Here is a 15,811-nt window from a genome sequence, read left to right on the forward strand (position 1 = left end):
TGGCGTCTTTCGAGGTTCGTCTTCAACAAGTGAAACGTCACTTGTTTTTAACAATATTAGCTGTTTGCTACATCTTTGCCATCATATTGTCCACATTCTGGACATACGTGATGGGAAAGTCTGTATTCGCCGCAATTCGAGCATTCGTTCATGCCCGGAAGTTGAAGTTTAACGTGTGTACGACGCTTACGCTTTTTGGCTTTTGAAGTTCTTCTAAAAGGTACTGCCATTTCCTTACACCTCCTTGACGATAACTAAGTACTTGTATCGTTAATCTAAGAAAAATAAATTCCTTAATATATTCCAGCTTCACGGGGAAGTTTAGTCTTCTTTTTTCTCATCGAAAAAATCGGCTAATCCCGCAAGACGAGGATCCACTTTTGGTTCTTTTGCTATTTGTTCTAGTAGGTTACCTTCTTCTGTTTTCATTTCCCATTCTTTGCCTCGTGGAAGCTTACTCATTTCGAGTGCGTCTTCACTGAAAACTTGCATCGGAATTTCAACTAGTAAAAGTTCTTCTACTACAGGGGTTAAATCGACCATATCCTGTTCCATCACATGCCAAGATTCATCTAGAACTTGTTCTTTGGATTTCACAAAGGTTTCCGTCGCATGCACTTCATAAGGATAAATAACATCCTCAAGTGTACGAGCACATGGAAGTGTCCACTCGCCTTTCATTGTAAGGTTAGCGGTAACTTCTTCTGGGTGTACAATTAGTTCCCCAGTTACTTGTACGGGGCTTGCATCACGAACGTCTATATTGTTCTCTTGAAAGAACTTTTTTAGGTCAGCTTTTTCATTAATCGTGAAGTTGCTGTCACGATATTTTTTCAATTGACTGATAGACCATTTCATCCTACATCACTCCAAGCGCAACACAAAATATTATAGCTTTTTTAAAGGCTTTTGTCAATGGTTTTTCAGGGACCGAAACTACCGGCTGAATTTTATGCTAAAATAGATTATCTAAAGGAGGGAACCGAAATGAAAGCAACTGGAATTGTGGTCGAATATAACCCTTTTCATAATGGCCACCAGTTACATTTAAATAAGGCACGTGAACTTACAAAAAGCGATGTGGTAATTGCGGTAATGAGTGGTTCTTTTGTACAGCGCGGCGAGCCAGCAATTATACCTAAATGGGAACGAACGAAAATGGCCCTTGCAGCTGGCGTCGATATGGTTATCGAGCTCCCTGTTTCGTTTGCGACACAACATGCGACTATTTTTGCGGAAGAGTCTATTCGACTATTAGATGCACTTCATATAGATACACTTTTTTTCGGAAGTGAGCACGGGGTTAGTGAAGATTTTTCTACCGCTGCTAAAACCGTTGTTGAAAATGAAGCCGCTTTTAATGAAGCCATTCAGCTTGCTTTAGGTGATAAGAAAACATCGTATGCGAGAGCTTATACAGAAGCTTTTACACGTTTATTTGGAAAAGAACTACTGGATCTCACTAAGCCTAATAACATTCTCGGTTTCCACTACGCACTCGCTATTCAAAAACAAAATCCTTCGATTGCACTTCAAACGATGCCGCGTGAACATTCAGGCTATCACGATGCGGAAGCAAGCCATGATTATATTGCTAGTGCAACCGCGATTCGAAAGTTACTCCTTGCTGGGAATTTAGAAGAAGCTAGTCGCTACCTTCCCGATTCCTCTATAGAAGTTTTAAATAATTATCGCGGACCATTTTTATCGTTTGAAGATTATTGGCCGCTTCTAAAGTTTCGTTTAATCCAAGCTAATTCGGATGAGCTTGAAGGGATTCGCGGGGTTAGTGAAGGAATTCAAAATCGAATGCAACTTGCGGCAAAAAAAGCACACAGTTTTTCAGATTTTATTGAAATAATGAAAACAAAACGTTACAGCAACGCACGATTACAACGAACGGCGTTACAAATTTTATTAAATGCCCAAAATACGCCTCCAGCAGAGCCCTATATCCGAGTACTCGGAATGAGTAAAACTGGTCAAAAATATTTATCGCTCCATAAAAAAAATATTTCGCTGCCTATTGTTACGACTGTTTCTAAAGCAGAACCAAGTCTTTTAAAAGAAGATTTACGGGCGACAGACATTTATACGCTAATAAATGGATTAGAAGATTATCAAGCAGGCGACTTTCATACTCCACCAATTCTAACCTTGTAAAACTTTACAAGGTTTTTGGTTGACTTTCATCGTTCTATTTTGCTAAGATGTTTGTCCGACTCAAAAAACAGGAGGTATGTGTATGGTACAAGAATATATTCGATTAAGAGGAGCTCGTGAAAACAATCTCCAAAATATTTCCCTAGATATACCGAAACGAAAAATCACTATTTTTACAGGCGTATCTGGCTCTGGAAAATCTTCTATTGTATTTGAAACTATTGCCACAGAATCGCAAAGACAGCTAAACGAAACATACAGCGCTTATCTTCGTAATTTTCTACCGAAGTATACGCAACCGGACGCAGATTCAATTGAGAACCTCTCCACCTCTGTTATTATTGATCAAAAACGACTTGGCGGTAATTCCCGCTCCACCCTTGGTACCATCACAGATATTAATTCCATTTTACGCTTACTTTTCTCGCGTGTTGGAAAACCTAGTATCGGTACAGCAAATCTATTTTCATTTAATGATCCTGCTGGCATGTGCCCTGACTGCCATGGTGTTGGTCAAAAAGTATCCGTTGATCTAGTCAAATTACTCGATCCAAATAAATCACTTAAAGAAGGCGCCATCTTATTTCCGACGTTTTCAGTAGACTCATGGTACTGGAATTCCTATGCTTATTCCGGCTTTTTTGATGTGAACAAAAAAATAAAAGATTATACCGATGAAGAATATGACATGCTTTTAAACGGGAAAGATGTGAAAGTCTTTTTAGAAACACCAATGGGTAGCATGAACGCAACATACGAGGGCTTAATCCCTAAATTCAATCGGCTTTACATTCAAAAAGAAGGCGAAATGTCTGCTTCTACTAAAAAACGAGTAGATAAATTCACTCATATTGCCCCGTGCACAACTTGCGAAGGTACGAGACTTTCGAAAGAAGCACTATCTTGTAAAATAAACGGCGCGAATATTGCTGACTATACCGCGATGCAGTTAGATGAACTCAAAGAAACACTTACTAGCATAAATGACCAAGTAGCAGCTCCGATGGTCAAAAGTGTAACAGAACGGGTGCAACATTTAATTGATATTGGTCTTGGTTATATGACACTAGACCGGCAAACAGCTTCTCTTTCTGGCGGGGAGTCACAACGCGTCAAGATGATTCGTCATTTAAACAGTAGCTTAACTGATTTGCTTTACATTTTCGATGAACCAAGTATTGGGCTCCATCCTCGTGATGTTCATCGTTTAAATGACTTACTCGTTAAATTACGTGATAAAGGAAATACGATTCTCGTCGTCGAACATGATCCGGATGTAATCAAAATTGCCGATCATATTGTCGACGTAGGTCCTCACGCTGGAAAACATGGCGGTGAGATTCAGTTCGTTGGAAGTTACCCAGATTTACTCAAGTCGGATACTTTAACAGGCCGGTTCCTCAATCGCCACTTGCCAATTAATGATAAACCGCGCGCACCAAAAGGCTTTTTATCTACTGAAAAAAGCAGTCGTTTTAACTTAAAAGATATTCAAGCTACTATTCCAAAAGAAGTACTTACAGTGATAACTGGTGTGGCAGGTTCTGGGAAGAGTACATTAATTCATTCTGTTTTCCTAAAAGAATATCCAGATGCCATTGTTATTGACCAGTCCGCTGCTCATGCGAATATCCGCTCCAATCCAGCAACATATACGGGCATTATGGATCCAATTAGAAAAGCATTCGGAAAAGAAAATGATGTGAGCCCTTCACTATTTAGTTATAATTCGAAAGGTGCCTGCGAAAACTGTAAGGGACTTGGCTTTACAACAATGGATTTAGCTTTTATGGACTCGATTCGTACACCTTGTGAAGTCTGTCATGGCAAACGATTCCAAGATTCCGTTTTACAGTATAAGCTTGATGGAAAATCGATTAGTGATGTATTAGAATTAACCGTTTCAGAAGCCCTTGAATTCTTTACAGATAAAAAAATCTTGAAGAAAATTACGGCAATGGAAGAAGTTGGAATTGGCTATGTTACACTGGGCCAAGCACTCAGCACACTTTCTGGCGGAGAATGCCAACGCTTAAAACTCGCCAATGAGCTCCATAAAAAAGGATCCATTTACATTATGGATGAACCAACAACTGGGCTTCATATGTCAGACATTGAACACATTCTGTCTATTATTCACTCTCTTGTAAATAAGGGAAATACGGTGATTGTGATTGAACATAATGTTGATATTATTCGAAATGCTGACTGGATTATCGACCTTGGTCCAGAAGGCGGAAGTTCAGGTGGGCAAATTCTATTTGAAGGCGCGCCACTCGATTTATTAAAAAACAAACAATCGTTAACTGCGAAATATCTTTAATATGAAAAAAGCCGTTTTGTCTATACTCAGACAAAACGGCTTTTTTTATTGTAGTTTTTCTAAATAATCAACAGCATCTTGGAATGTTTTCACTGGGACAATTTTCATTTTAGAGTCAATGTCTTTCGCTGTTTTAACTGCTGTATCGTAATTGCTTTCAATGCTTGGATCGCTTTTTTTCATTTCTTTTGTAATTGGATCTTTCGGAGCAAAGAAGATTTTCGCGCCACTTTTATCTGCTGCGACAACTTTTTGGTCAATTCCACCAATTCTTCCTACAGTTCCATCAGGATCAATCGTTCCGGTTCCAGCAATTTTTTTGCCATCTGTTAAATCATTTTTTTGGAAGCGACTGTAAATTTCTAGACTGAACATTAAACCAGCAGATGGTCCGCCGATTTTTTCAGAGTCGATTTTCACAGTTGGGTCTGCAGTGATTTTTTCATCATCCACTAGTGTGATACCAATTCCTGGCGTGCCTTTTTTATCGATAGCTGTTAGTTTAATACTTGCTTCTTCATTTTTATTGCCATGTTTGTATTTGATTTTGACAGTGTCACCCACTTTTTTGCTGTGGATGTAGTCAATAAATTCTTGGCTTGATTTAAAAGATTGTCCGTCAATTTCAGTAATTAAATCTCCCGCATGAAGGATACCTGCTGCTGGGACGTCCTCTTTTACACTTAATACGTATACACCATCATAAGTAACTTTGACTTTTTGGTCCGCTGCTTTATATGCGACTTGGATGGCATTGTTTTTTGATTCGTTCATCATTTGCATTTGGCGAACGTTGTATTCTTCATCTGTTTCGTTGTCGTATTTAATATCACTGTCTTTTTCTAATTCATGATATGGCAGGAATTTAGCTGTCATATATGTATAAATATTAGCTTTTCCCATTGCAATCGTAACTAGGCTGAGTGAACCGTCTTTTTTATTTGGATGGTCATCTACCGTAACGAGTGGTGCAAGTTCTTCCGTTCCACCAGGTTTTGAAATATAATACGGAACCGGAATAAAAAAGCCCGCTATAATAATGATTAACAGCACTATCGCCGTTATTTTTTTCCACTCTTTACGCATTATCTGTCCATCTCCTACTTATTGAATTTTGCTTTTACCGCTTTGTTTACGACTTCAGGTACAAGTTCACGAATATCACCTTGATACTGCGCCACTTCTTTTACCATACTTGAACTTAAAAACGAGTATTTCGTATTAGTCATAACAAAAAAAGTTTCAATGTCTGCATTAAGTGTGCGGTTCATCGAAGCTATTTGCATCTCGTACTCAAAATCACTTACTGCTCTGAGTCCTCTGACAATAGCAGTAGCCCCGCGTTTAGCAGCATAATCAACTGTTAATCCACTCGCACTTTCCACGTGAACATTTGGTAAATGAGCCGTTACTTGTTTAATCATTTCCATTCGCTCTTCTACGGTAAAAAGTGGTTTTTTAGACGAATTATTTAAAACGGATACGTAAAGTACATCGAATATTTTCGCTGCACGTTCAATAATATCTAAATGTCCATTTGTAATTGGGTCAAATGTTCCGGGAATAACAGCAATTTTGTTTCCCATTTCTACGCCTCCTGAAATTCAAATATGGATAAAACAGTAATTCCGTAAGAAACCGATTTGATTTTCTCAAATTTACCAATTGTATCTGGCATTACTGCTTCTTTATCATGCTCGCAAACAATTCTTCCATTTTCACTAACTAGCTCTAATTTTTCTAAGGCTATAAGTAATTTTTCTAGTTGTTGTTTTTTATAGGGCGGATCTAAGAATACTAGGTCAAATTTCCACTCGTTTTTATGAAGCAATTTGAGTGCTCGTTCGGCGTCATTTCGGTATACTTCTGCGCGCTCTGTGAAATGGCAACCTTCAATATTTTGACGGATTGTTTTAATTGCTAGTGTCGCTTGGTCAATAAAAACTGCGCGCTCCGCACCTCGACTTAGCGCTTCGATTCCAAGTCCGCCGCTTCCGGCAAATAAGTCGAGAACAATATCGCCATCAAAGAATGGACCGATAATCGAAAATAAGGATTCTTTTACTTTATCTGTAGTTGGTCTTGTATTGTTTCCTGGAACAGCTTTTAAAGCGTGTCCTTTTCGTTCTCCTGCAATGACTCTCATGTTTTTGCACAACCTTTACTTCAATGTCTTTTTTACTTTATCATAAATAGGTGCAAAAAAACAGCAAGACTAGTTGAAATAGTCTCGCCGTTTTGATTAAATACTGATTTGCACATCTTCGTTTTTATGTTCGTACATCATTTCTTTTTTGGATTCGTATTCTGTTTTTAAGAACGGACGGAAAGACATTTCCACGCGTTTCACATAATGAAAACGAGAAACTTTGTTAGAGATATCTTCTACTTCGGCCATATCACAATATAATACCGCATATTTCAACTTGCGCGATACATAATGAACATTTCCAAATCGCTTCAAAGATCTAACTTGTTTAAGATGATTCATCCAAACGACGATAGCTTGTCTATCATTTTCCATTGTTTAAGCCCCTTCTTTTTAGGATAAGCTTTACGCTGAACAACCGCAGCCTCCCCCGCTGCCACATCCACCTGTAGAACAAGCAGATTTTGTTTCAAAAAACGGATTACCGGTTGGTACTTTGATATTTTCTGAAACTGCACTTGCGAGAAGCAAACTGATTTCGTCCAAGAGAGATTGCAAATCCATCTCTGCCCGGCGAAAAGCTGCCACATTTTGATCCATATCGACTTCGCGTTTATAAGCACGAGTCTTTCTGGTTACTTCTTTATAATCAGGATGATACCGGCCGAACCGTTGTACTTCCTCATATTGTTCTTTTATTCGTATAAACTGACGAATATTTTTTTGTGAATTGGCGTCATCTAGTAATACTTGTCTAGTATGCTTATAATTCTGTGCTTCTTCGGAGTCTAGAATCATGCTAGCAAGCTCATCTGATAAATCGAGTAGCGCCATATTTTCCATTGTAGCGAGCAATCTAGCCACCTCCATCTTACTTACTTTTTCATTATACCATAGAACGATTATTTAATAATAAAATTTTGCGTATAGTACTTCTGATAAGTTCCCGCACCCATATAAGTATAAGAACCATCTAGTAAGTTTTCTCTATGCCCTTTAGAGTTAAGCCAACCTTCAACAGCTGCGGCACTGTCTATATAGTTGTAAGCGATGTTTTCGCCCGCTTTAGTATATTTTACATTACCGGCACTTAATCGTTTGCTTAAATCTCCTTGCGTTGGTGAAGTATGATCAAAATAATCATTTTTCTTCATATCGACACTATGACCATAGGCGACTTTTGCGACTTCCTCATCCCACGCCACTTCTTCTATACCGTAGCGGTCGCGAATGACGTTTGTAATTTCTAACACTTGTTTGCTAGAAGCTTGGTCAATCGCATTCCAATCTTCTTGGGATAATTTCTCTTCATAAATTTCGCCTTGATAAGATAATTCATAAGGTCGCATTTTTATGAAAGCTAATTTATTCAAGTAGCGGACACTAACTAGTTTTGACTTAAATTTATCAAAATTTAGTTGCGCATACACGCCACTTCCGATATTAACAATTGGTCGAGCATTTAAATCTTCTTCGGAAAGTTCAAATTTATAATAGCTATCTTTGTAATTAAAAGATATTTCTGATTGTAAATTCGCGTCAGTAAATACTTTTTCTGTCGACATTCCGATTGAATAAGGCATAACATTTAAATCTTGTCCGAGCGCATAAATAGTTTGAACGACATTATTTGTCACTCCAACTAACATGTAACTAGTTCCTGGTTGACTGTAAACGTAATTATCATAACCGTATGCTGTTTTATCAACACGCACCGGGTCGCCAAATTCTTTTTTCAACTCGCTTACGTTTTTATTTATAAACCTCGCCAAGCTAGAACTATCTTGCACTTGTTTCGGATTTTCATTTGTTGTTTTTTTATCATCAGGAAAATCGGATTTTGTAGCAGTATCTTCGGCCGTATTTTTTTCAACTGATTTACTAAAAAAAAGATCTGTGTTATATCCAATGAACAGGCAAATGATTAATAGCACAGCTACTCGCATAATAAACTTCACATTTTGCCCTCCTCGGCAGTATTTGGTTTATCTTGATGTAACTTTCATTTTACCAATTCTAGTATCATTTGAAAAGCTTTAAAAACCATAAAAAAACAATTACGAAAATCCGCGACAAAATGCGGTTCTCCGTAATTGCAGTTATTTTTATAAGAAAATCGAAATAACGACCATCGCAACAAATAAAATTGTCATGTAGTTTAGCGAGTAAACAAACATCCATTTTGCCCATTTGATGCTGTCGTCCATTTTAAATCCGTAAATGCTTAGTGCAAGCCAACCGATATTAAGTAAGGTTGCTAAAATAACATATACAAGCCCTAAATCAAACATAAAGAATGGCAATACGGTTAATAAAATCACCCAGAAAAACATACTTTTTTTCGTGCGTTCAATCCCTTTTACAACAGGTAACATTGGGATTCCAGCCGCAGCATATTCTTCTTTCCGTTTAATAGCAATCGCATAAAAATGCGGTGGTTGCCAGCAAAACATCACAAGAAATAGCATAATTGGCACAATACTAAATGATGGTTCAACTGCAAACCAACCAATTAACGGCGGTACAGCTCCTGAAAAACTACCAATTACGGTATTACTAACTAATTTTCTTTTCGCATAAAGTGAATAAACGACTACATACAAAAAGACCCCAATAACACCAAGAACCCCTGCTTGCCAAGTCGTCATAAATAACATAATTGTTCCGACGACACCTAGCACAAGTGCAACCATTAGTGCACGTTTACCAGAAATTTTCCCGGTCATCGTTGGTCTGTTTTTCGTTCTTTCCATAATTCCGTCAATATCACGGTCAATGACATTGTTAAAAGCGCCCGAAGCAGCGACAATAAGTGCCGAACCGACGATAGTAAAAAATATTACATCTACATTTTGAATAAAAGAAATTCCATTTAACTGAAAGGCTAGCCACATACCTGTAAAAGCAGTAATCGTATTAGAATTAACGATTCCGATTTTCACAAGCTCGGTAAAATCACGGACAGTAAATCTACTCGAAGTTAACTCCCCAGTCTTTTCTATCTGATTCAATTTTTCTCCCCCTAACACTTGCTGATATAAACCAGTGATTGCGAACTGATACATATCCTATACCCTTATTATGTGAAAAATACGCACCCTTTGTCAATAAATCGGCTTTAGTCTTGTACGCTTTACTTCTTTAAATAAACACGCTACAATTAGTTTGATGTGTACTCATGAACTTATACATATAAACAAATTTTAGTAAAATCTCACACGCATCTAAAGGAGAGATTGGTAGATAATGAAAAAATTCTTAAAAGTTTGGTCCGTACTAACGATTATTTGTATGACAGTCGTTGTGTTTGGCGGGGCGCTGGTGACGAAAACTGGTTCAGCAGATGGTTGTGGTAATAGTTGGCCACTTTGTAATGGACAATTAGTTCGTTTAACAGATGTTACCCCTGAAAAACTCATTGAATTCATGCACCGAATGACAACGGGAATCAGCTCGATTTTTGTTATTGTATTAGCGATTTGTGCTTGGATTTATATGAAAAATCGTCGCGAAACAAAACCGCTTGCAATTATCGCTGTGTTATTTTTAATTATTCAAGCGTTAATGGGAATGGCAGCAGTTGTATGGGGACAAAATCCGTACATCATGGCGCTCCACTTTGGTATTTCCATCATTTGTTATGCGTCGATCGTGTTACTTGCCTTAATGATTTTTGAGGTGGACAGGAAATTTGATGCTAGAAACCTTGTAATGGGGACAAAATTACGAATTAATATTTACGCGCTAACGATTTACACGTATTTAGCCGTTTATACTGGTGCACTTGTACGCCACGAAAAAGCAAGTATGGCCGTTCCGGTTTGGCCGTTTGAAAATGGGCACTTTATTATGCCTACTTCCGTACAAGATTATGTTCAGTATTTCCACAGATTAGCCGCATTTATTTTAATTGTTTGGTTGCTTTATGTAACTTGGCTTGTGTTCCGTGATTATAGAAGATACCGCGTGTTAACTTTTAGTATGGTATTGTCGCTTGTGTTTATCGCTCTTCAAGCGGTTACTGGTGCGCTTTCTGTTTATACAGGAGTGAACTTATATATCGCACTGGCACATAGCTTAATTATTACAATGCTCTTCGCCTTACTTTGCTACCTATGCTTACTCGCATCAAGAAGTAAAAGTAATCGGCTACGAATTAAATAAAGAAAGCAGCTGATGACCAAAAATCATCAGCTGTTTTTGTTTTATCTACAGTTTTCAGTCGTTTTTATGCTAAAATAAGTGAGAGTATAAGTCAAACGAGGTGAATAACTTGGATAAAACAAAGAGAAAAATGATTTATGAGATTTTTATGCTTGGTCTCATACTACTTTCCCTTGCCCTATTGCCGTACAGAAACAACTTTACTTTTATTTTAAATTGGATTATTTGGGTGATATTTACATTAGATTATTTTGTTAGGTTTCACCGAGCAGATGATAAGTGGCATTATGTAAAAACGCATCCTTTCCAGCTGATTGCAATTATTCCTTTTTACGGTGGGTTCAGAGCGGCTCGGATCGTAAGTTTTGTCCATCTTCTGAGTATTACTGCGATGGGAAGACGTTATATTATGCCGATATATGGCTTTTTCCGTTCCAATGGATTGAATCGATTTTTAATGATTTTTGTATTGCTTGTAATTATTATTCCTGTTCCAATGGTTTTTATTGAACCTGAAATAAACAACTATCCTGATGCACTTTGGTGGGCAATCGTTACGGCGACTACAGTAGGCTATGGCGATATTGTTCCAGTCACACCAATTGGGCGAATTTTGGCATCGATAATGATGCTATTTGGGATAGCGTTTATTGGGATGATAACTAGTACTTTAACCAACTTTTTCCGCGCTAAAAAAACGTCTACTTCTAGCACACAACGCGCAAGTAAGATCACCCAATTAATTGCCGATACACCTGATTTAACGAAAGAAGAAATTGCAGTAGTTGAGCAATTTTTAACACTGAGAAAAAATGAATTAATAAACGAGACCAAAAAAAGTGATAGCGAATGACGCTATCACTTTTTTATTAGCTTTTCGACTTGATTCCGGTAACGTTCAGATAAAGCTTGAACAGCTAAAATCCGCTCAAAGTCTTCTTGTGTGCCTTTTTTATGCAATACTTTTTCATGACAAAAGGCAACTGTTACTCCGTGCGACTCTTGGTGAATTTGTTTCATTTCAGCTGATTCACTAATTTCCCCTGGGGTAATTGTTCGGCACAGATAACCTGTTAAACCCGTTTCGCGAATTGCTTTATAGAGATCTGGTATTCCATTAAATTTCTCAATCGTGCTACACGGATTTCGTGCTTCTGTTACTTGTATTACGGTTTCGCCAATTTGAAATTTATCACCGATTTGGACCGTACTTTCTAACATATTAGTGACAATGAGATTCTCACCAAATGCGGTTACTTGTAATTCTTCCCCAAACATTTCAGCCCATTTTGCGTAATGCTCATATGGATAAATGCATACAGTTCGATCCACACCACCGTGATATTTCAAATTATGAGGTGCATCGTTTTCAAAGCCATTCATAGTTAATTGGGCTTTTTTAACGAGCTTTTTTTCAATTCCAGTCATCATTCGTTTATTATTTGGAAGGGTTAAATTTTTTGGTTTTCCAACTGCTAAATGGATGATTTTCGGTTTCATCTGTTTACTCCTTTGATGTTATTTTTTTCGGCTTAAGATAGCAAGAATGCTTGTAATTAATGCGAGCACACCAATGGCAAGCGCCGTCCATAGCAAAATGGTATTGTCATTAGACTCGCTTGTATCCCCAGCAGTATTCTCGGCTCCTGCAACCATTTCTCCGTGTGAGCCAGTTGTTTGTTTGGATGAGTCTTTCAAAATTTTCGTTGTTGCATGAGGGGTTTCGGAATCTTCTGCGCCAACCCACTCGACAATAGAGCCATCTTCATAATATTGGTAGGCATTCCAAGCAACTTCTCCTTCTTCACTTGGATTTTTGGCGATAAAACTAAAACGTTGGAATTGACCTTTTTCAATCCCGCTGCCTTCCGTTTGCCATGTCACTGTACTGTTTTTCTTATCTACTGTAGTCGTCCAGCCGGGAACGGGTTCATATGATTCGAATGAAACACCTTTCGCTACTTTTAAAACGATTTTCTTTGATGCAGCGTCTTTTTCGGAAGGTACTTTCATTGTATAAGTTTCCCAAGAGTCAACAGTGGACTCACTTGGTAAAACTGACACATGCGCACTTGCCTCAAATGGAATAATAAAAACTGCTAATAAAACGACGAGCGAACTAATAATTTTTTTCATTGTTTTTCCCCTTTACTGTGTAATATTGGTTGTAAATGTTTGATTAATATCGGTAAAATCTTTCGTTAGGCCATGGACCGTAATTTCCCATTTTCCAGTTTGGTTAATATAAAGTCCTTCTGCAAAATATTGGTTCTCATTTGCAAGTTTTGCTTGGAAAGTGGCTTTTTCATCAGTTTTAGTAGATTTTGTTGTGATAGTCACTTGTTCGAAATCTGTTTTGGTGGCTCCATCTGCGGAAGTGAAAGTGATGATAAATTGGTTTTGTCCGACTGTCGCTGGCTCTACTCGTAAATTGATTTTTGCATTTTCGCCTTCTGCTGCAATTGTTTCATCAAATGCTTTTGGGGCAGGTGGTGGCGGGGTTTGTACGTTTGTTAAAACACTTGCGACGATAAGAATGATCGTCCCAATGATAAGCTCAATTAAAATCGTTTTAAATGGCAACTTTTTGTTTTTGAGTTTAAGATAGATGTAATGTCCTAAACCTAATAATGCCATTAGTAAAAATAAACCGATTTTGAAAAGAAGAATTTTACCGTAGTTGGTTGTAAATAAGTTTGCCATTTGACCAATGTTCATCACTGCCATAAGTAAGCCACTAACTAGTATTGAAGCTACCGCGATGATTGCAACAATGGCAAATCTGCTCCAAACTTCACGCGCTTTTCCGGTTTTCGGTAATACGAATAATAGTACTAAAATGCCACCAACCCAAACACTTGCTGCAATCATATGAAGCATATCTGCTGTGATACTTACTATTTTATCGGCACTCGCTGCAGCATGTCCATTCTGAGCCTTCGCAAAAATCAAATAACCAATTAATGCACTCTCTGTCAGAAGCGCGAACCAGCTCCATTGTTTATTTTTACGAACCATAATAACAGTAAAAATAACAAGCACGAGCCATGAGATAAGCTCACTAAGCCAAATATAGCCTGTTTTCGTCGTTAAGAAAGCCGCTAATTTATCCGGCTGGAAACTTTCGCTAATAGAAACACCTGTTGTAATGCTCGTTTGTACAAAAAGTTGCATTAGTAGCGCCGTGCCAAGAAAGGCGAGCGCAAACCAGATAATTTTCTTTAAACGCGTCGTAATTTTTGCTGTTAATTGCTCTTTTCGCGGATAAAGTCCTAGTCCAAAAACTAGCATCCCGATAAACAATGAAAATCCTATATAAAGTATTGCTTTTTGAACGGAACTAATTTGCAGATCGAAAGCATTTGATGGTACTTCGGTGCTTTGGAATGTCGCTTTTGTATCACCTAATTTAAATGATATGACGCCACTTACCGTGTGGCCGTCAGCAGAAACAACTCGCCACGATACGGAATAGACGTCTGCTTTTAATTCAGCTGGCAAGGAAGCTTCCACCATATGATCATTCTTCTTAGAAACAGCTGTCTTCCCTGTCTCAACCCGCTTTCCACTTGAATCTTTTACTTCTATTAAAGGAAAATCCGCTTCAATTTCTTCATTAAACACGAGCGTTACTTTTTCTGGCGCTGTTTTTATATGCGATTGATCGGCTGGGTTTGAATTTTCCAAATAAGCATGCGCAGAAACATGCTGAACTGGCACAATTAATATGTATAACACGATTAAAATAAAACTGATCCTTTTAAATAATTTCATTTGCTGCTCCTTTTTCGAACGAACGGTTTTACTCTTTTTAACTTATCACGTGCAAGAATTGAATGGAAATAATTGGCTCACTCGCTATTGCAAAAGATATAGCGATTATGGCATAGTGAAAGAAAAGGAAAAGGGGGATTTTTCTATGCTTCGTTATATTGAATTATTTTTTATGTTTGCATTTGTTACACTCATCACGATGTGGCTTCAAGCACTCTTAGCTAAATGGAAACCAAATATTCTGGGCTCTTTCTGGCTTCGAACACTTACTTTTATTATTATTGGTTATGCTTTAATGGCCCCGACACTATACATCGGCAGTTTATTACTAAAATAAGTTCAGTTGCTTTCACATCGCAGTTAGATGTTTTATACTGAGATGTGGGAGGTGAATTTTATGAAAAAAATGTTAGTTGAATTTAGAGACTTCGCGTTAAAAGGGAATGTACTAGATCTTGCGGTGGCCGTTGTTATTGGGGCTGCTTTCGGAAAAATCGTTTCATCTTTAGTAGATAACATCATCATGCCATTCGTTGGTGTACTCCTCGGTGGCCTTGATTTCACAGATTTAAGCTTCAAAGTTGGAAAATCAGTCATTCAGTACGGTGCTTTTATTCAATCCATCGTGGACTTTGTCATCATCGCTTTTGCCATTTTTATTTTTGTCAAAATACTTACTAGCTTTATCAAGAAAAAAGAACAACCAACCGAAGAGACACCAGTACCTCCAACAGAAGAATACTTAAAAGAAATTCGCGATTTATTAAAAGAACAACAAAAATAAGCACATAAAAAAACAGGAACCTAAGTCATTATTTCTGACTAAAGGTTCCTGTTTTTTTATTGTTGTTGTTTCTTTAATTGTACCGCTAAGAACATTTCCACCACAGCGACTACTAAAAAGATAATTTGTAAAATAAATACATAACCGATAATGAGTATTTGAACAACCATCCAGACTGCGAGTACGGCGGCGGCTGCAAACATGACTTCTTTTGTTCGTGGTAATTTTTTTAGTAAATAAATTAGTGCTGCTAAATGGAATAACCCAACAAATATGAATAAAAATATGCCTGGGATTAAATAATCGACAAACGGTGAACCATCAAGCAATCCGGTTGAAAGTGATAAAAGACTACCACTAGGCTTAAAAACCATCGATAATCCCCCATAAATTGCTCCAAATGCTGTAAAACCAACTATTAAAATACTACTTATACGTGTCCAGTTCATGGCGT

19 protein-coding genes are annotated in these 15,811 nt (G+C 37.7%); 6 read left to right on the top strand and 13 right to left on the bottom strand.

Translation table 11 applies throughout. The annotated features are described in order from the left end of the window. Positions 1-56: 56 nt before the first annotated feature. Both rpmF and AC4PG8_RS08470 read right to left on the bottom strand, forming a co-directional pair. Positions 57-230 (bottom strand): 50S ribosomal protein L32, encoded by a 174-nt coding sequence (rpmF, locus tag AC4PG8_RS08465; protein ID WP_003726143.1) that lies wholly within the window; start codon positions 228-230, stop codon positions 57-59. A gap of 91 nt (positions 231-321) precedes the next feature. Further along, entirely contained in the window at positions 322-858 is a 537-nt protein-coding gene (locus AC4PG8_RS08470) for a YceD family protein (protein WP_003769603.1), read from the bottom strand. A 129-nt stretch (positions 859-987) separates the two neighbouring features. Here AC4PG8_RS08470 and AC4PG8_RS08475 point away from each other — a divergent pair, with 129 nt between their 5' ends. Together AC4PG8_RS08475 and AC4PG8_RS08480 are read left to right on the top strand one after the other, a co-directional pair. Then, on the top strand, positions 988-2,163 hold the full coding sequence (locus tag AC4PG8_RS08475; protein ID WP_185520807.1) for a nucleotidyltransferase: 1,176 nt from the start codon (positions 988-990) through the stop codon (positions 2,161-2,163). 82 nt (positions 2,164-2,245) lie between these two features. Then, positions 2,246-4,486, top strand: a complete 2,241-nt coding sequence (locus AC4PG8_RS08480) for an ATP-binding cassette domain-containing protein (protein WP_492170258.1) — start codon at positions 2,246-2,248, stop codon at positions 4,484-4,486. A gap of 45 nt (positions 4,487-4,531) precedes the next feature. Here AC4PG8_RS08480 and AC4PG8_RS08485 read toward each other — a convergent pair whose 3' ends face one another. The 7 genes from AC4PG8_RS08485 to cyoE all read right to left on the bottom strand — a co-directional run bounded on the left by AC4PG8_RS08485 (position 4,532) and on the right by cyoE (position 9,646). Beyond that, positions 4,532-5,572, bottom strand: a complete 1,041-nt coding sequence (locus tag AC4PG8_RS08485; protein WP_010991039.1) for a SepM family pheromone-processing serine protease — start codon at positions 5,570-5,572, stop codon at positions 4,532-4,534. 14 nt (positions 5,573-5,586) lie between these two features. After that, positions 5,587-6,072 (bottom strand): pantetheine-phosphate adenylyltransferase, encoded by a 486-nt coding sequence (coaD, locus tag AC4PG8_RS08490; RefSeq protein ID WP_003767763.1) that lies wholly within the window; start codon positions 6,070-6,072, stop codon positions 5,587-5,589. Positions 6,073-6,074: 2 nt separating this feature from the next. Beyond that, the gene (rsmD, locus tag AC4PG8_RS08495; RefSeq protein WP_003763297.1) at positions 6,075-6,632 is read right to left on the bottom strand and encodes a 16S rRNA (guanine(966)-N(2))-methyltransferase RsmD; all 558 of its coding nucleotides are present in this window, start codon (positions 6,630-6,632) and stop codon (positions 6,075-6,077) included. Between the two features lie 96 nt (positions 6,633-6,728). Then, positions 6,729-7,010 (bottom strand): YlbG family protein, encoded by a 282-nt coding sequence (locus AC4PG8_RS08500; protein ID WP_003726138.1) that lies wholly within the window; start codon positions 7,008-7,010, stop codon positions 6,729-6,731. 30 nt (positions 7,011-7,040) lie between these two features. Further along, a complete protein-coding gene (locus AC4PG8_RS08505; RefSeq protein ID WP_003767765.1) occupies positions 7,041-7,490 on the bottom strand; it encodes a YlbF/YmcA family competence regulator in 450 nt (149 codons plus the stop codon). Positions 7,491-7,537: 47 nt separating this feature from the next. Then, entirely contained in the window at positions 7,538-8,593 is a 1,056-nt protein-coding gene (locus AC4PG8_RS08510; RefSeq protein ID WP_003763300.1) for a CAP domain-containing protein, read from the bottom strand. A gap of 147 nt (positions 8,594-8,740) precedes the next feature. Beyond that, positions 8,741-9,646, bottom strand: coding sequence for a heme o synthase (gene cyoE / locus AC4PG8_RS08515; RefSeq protein ID WP_010991041.1), 906 nt, complete (start codon positions 9,644-9,646; stop codon positions 8,741-8,743). Between the two features lie 235 nt (positions 9,647-9,881). Here cyoE and AC4PG8_RS08520 point away from each other — a divergent pair, with 235 nt between their 5' ends. Together AC4PG8_RS08520 and AC4PG8_RS08525 are read left to right on the top strand one after the other, a co-directional pair. Further along, complete coding sequence (locus AC4PG8_RS08520; RefSeq protein ID WP_003723941.1) at positions 9,882-10,799, top strand: COX15/CtaA family protein; 918 nt, start codon at positions 9,882-9,884, stop codon at positions 10,797-10,799. Between the two features lie 109 nt (positions 10,800-10,908). Further along, positions 10,909-11,652: a potassium channel family protein gene (locus AC4PG8_RS08525; protein ID WP_492170259.1), complete on the top strand. Its 744-nt coding sequence runs from the start codon at positions 10,909-10,911 to the stop codon at positions 11,650-11,652. Between the two features lie 5 nt (positions 11,653-11,657). On the opposite strand, the gene AC4PG8_RS08530 is transcribed toward AC4PG8_RS08525, so the two are convergent. From AC4PG8_RS08530 to AC4PG8_RS08540, 3 genes are read right to left on the bottom strand one after another with little or no spacing between them, the layout of a single operon-like run. After that, positions 11,658-12,299 (bottom strand): MOSC domain-containing protein, encoded by a 642-nt coding sequence (locus AC4PG8_RS08530; protein WP_185547740.1) that lies wholly within the window; start codon positions 12,297-12,299, stop codon positions 11,658-11,660. An 18-nt stretch (positions 12,300-12,317) separates the two neighbouring features. Continuing rightward, positions 12,318-12,935, bottom strand: a complete 618-nt coding sequence (locus tag AC4PG8_RS08535) for a YcnI family copper-binding membrane protein (protein WP_010991044.1) — start codon at positions 12,933-12,935, stop codon at positions 12,318-12,320. 12 nt (positions 12,936-12,947) lie between these two features. Continuing rightward, positions 12,948-14,573 (bottom strand): copper resistance CopC/CopD family protein, encoded by a 1,626-nt coding sequence (locus tag AC4PG8_RS08540; protein WP_492170260.1) that lies wholly within the window; start codon positions 14,571-14,573, stop codon positions 12,948-12,950. 145 nt (positions 14,574-14,718) lie between these two features. Between AC4PG8_RS08540 and AC4PG8_RS08545 the strand changes: the two genes are divergently transcribed. Both AC4PG8_RS08545 and mscL read left to right on the top strand, forming a co-directional pair. Next, positions 14,719-14,910: a hypothetical protein gene (locus AC4PG8_RS08545; RefSeq protein WP_003763311.1), complete on the top strand. Its 192-nt coding sequence runs from the start codon at positions 14,719-14,721 to the stop codon at positions 14,908-14,910. Between the two features lie 60 nt (positions 14,911-14,970). Continuing rightward, on the top strand, positions 14,971-15,357 hold the full coding sequence (mscL, locus tag AC4PG8_RS08550) for a large conductance mechanosensitive channel protein MscL (RefSeq protein ID WP_185322579.1): 387 nt from the start codon (positions 14,971-14,973) through the stop codon (positions 15,355-15,357). Positions 15,358-15,413: 56 nt separating this feature from the next. Here mscL and AC4PG8_RS08555 read toward each other — a convergent pair whose 3' ends face one another. Then, on the bottom strand, positions 15,414-15,806 hold the full coding sequence (locus AC4PG8_RS08555) for a hypothetical protein (protein ID WP_003769625.1): 393 nt from the start codon (positions 15,804-15,806) through the stop codon (positions 15,414-15,416). Between the last annotated feature and the right edge of the window lie 5 nt (positions 15,807-15,811).

Source organism: Listeria sp. MAN/IMW/UF555, from assembly GCF_058684075.1.

Bases quoted from the DNA above. Each gene is read 5' to 3' on its own strand.
- rpmF (WP_003726143.1), bottom strand. From the start codon at position 230: ATGGCAGTACCTTTTAGAAGAACTTCAAAAGCCAAAAAGCGTAAGCGT.
- AC4PG8_RS08470 (WP_003769603.1), bottom strand. From the start codon at position 858: ATGAAATGGTCTATCAGTCAATTGAAAAAATATCGTGACAGCAACTTC.
- AC4PG8_RS08475 (WP_185520807.1), top strand. From the start codon at position 988: ATGAAAGCAACTGGAATTGTGGTCGAATATAACCCTTTTCATAATGGC.
- AC4PG8_RS08480 (WP_492170258.1), top strand. From the start codon at position 2,246: ATGGTACAAGAATATATTCGATTAAGAGGAGCTCGTGAAAACAATCTC.
- AC4PG8_RS08485 (WP_010991039.1), bottom strand. From the start codon at position 5,572: ATGCGTAAAGAGTGGAAAAAAATAACGGCGATAGTGCTGTTAATCATT.
- coaD (WP_003767763.1), bottom strand. From the start codon at position 6,072: ATGGGAAACAAAATTGCTGTTATTCCCGGAACATTTGACCCAATTACA.
- rsmD (WP_003763297.1), bottom strand. From the start codon at position 6,632: ATGAGAGTCATTGCAGGAGAACGAAAAGGACACGCTTTAAAAGCTGTT.
- AC4PG8_RS08500 (WP_003726138.1), bottom strand. From the start codon at position 7,010: ATGGAAAATGATAGACAAGCTATCGTCGTTTGGATGAATCATCTTAAA.
- AC4PG8_RS08520 (WP_003723941.1), top strand. From the start codon at position 9,882: ATGAAAAAATTCTTAAAAGTTTGGTCCGTACTAACGATTATTTGTATG.
- AC4PG8_RS08530 (WP_185547740.1), bottom strand. From the start codon at position 12,299: ATGAAACCGAAAATCATCCATTTAGCAGTTGGAAAACCAAAAAATTTA.
- AC4PG8_RS08535 (WP_010991044.1), bottom strand. From the start codon at position 12,935: ATGAAAAAAATTATTAGTTCGCTCGTCGTTTTATTAGCAGTTTTTATT.
- AC4PG8_RS08540 (WP_492170260.1), bottom strand. From the start codon at position 14,573: ATGAAATTATTTAAAAGGATCAGTTTTATTTTAATCGTGTTATACATA.
- AC4PG8_RS08545 (WP_003763311.1), top strand. From the start codon at position 14,719: ATGCTTCGTTATATTGAATTATTTTTTATGTTTGCATTTGTTACACTC.
- mscL (WP_185322579.1), top strand. From the start codon at position 14,971: ATGAAAAAAATGTTAGTTGAATTTAGAGACTTCGCGTTAAAAGGGAAT.
- AC4PG8_RS08555 (WP_003769625.1), bottom strand. From the start codon at position 15,806: ATGAACTGGACACGTATAAGTAGTATTTTAATAGTTGGTTTTACAGCA.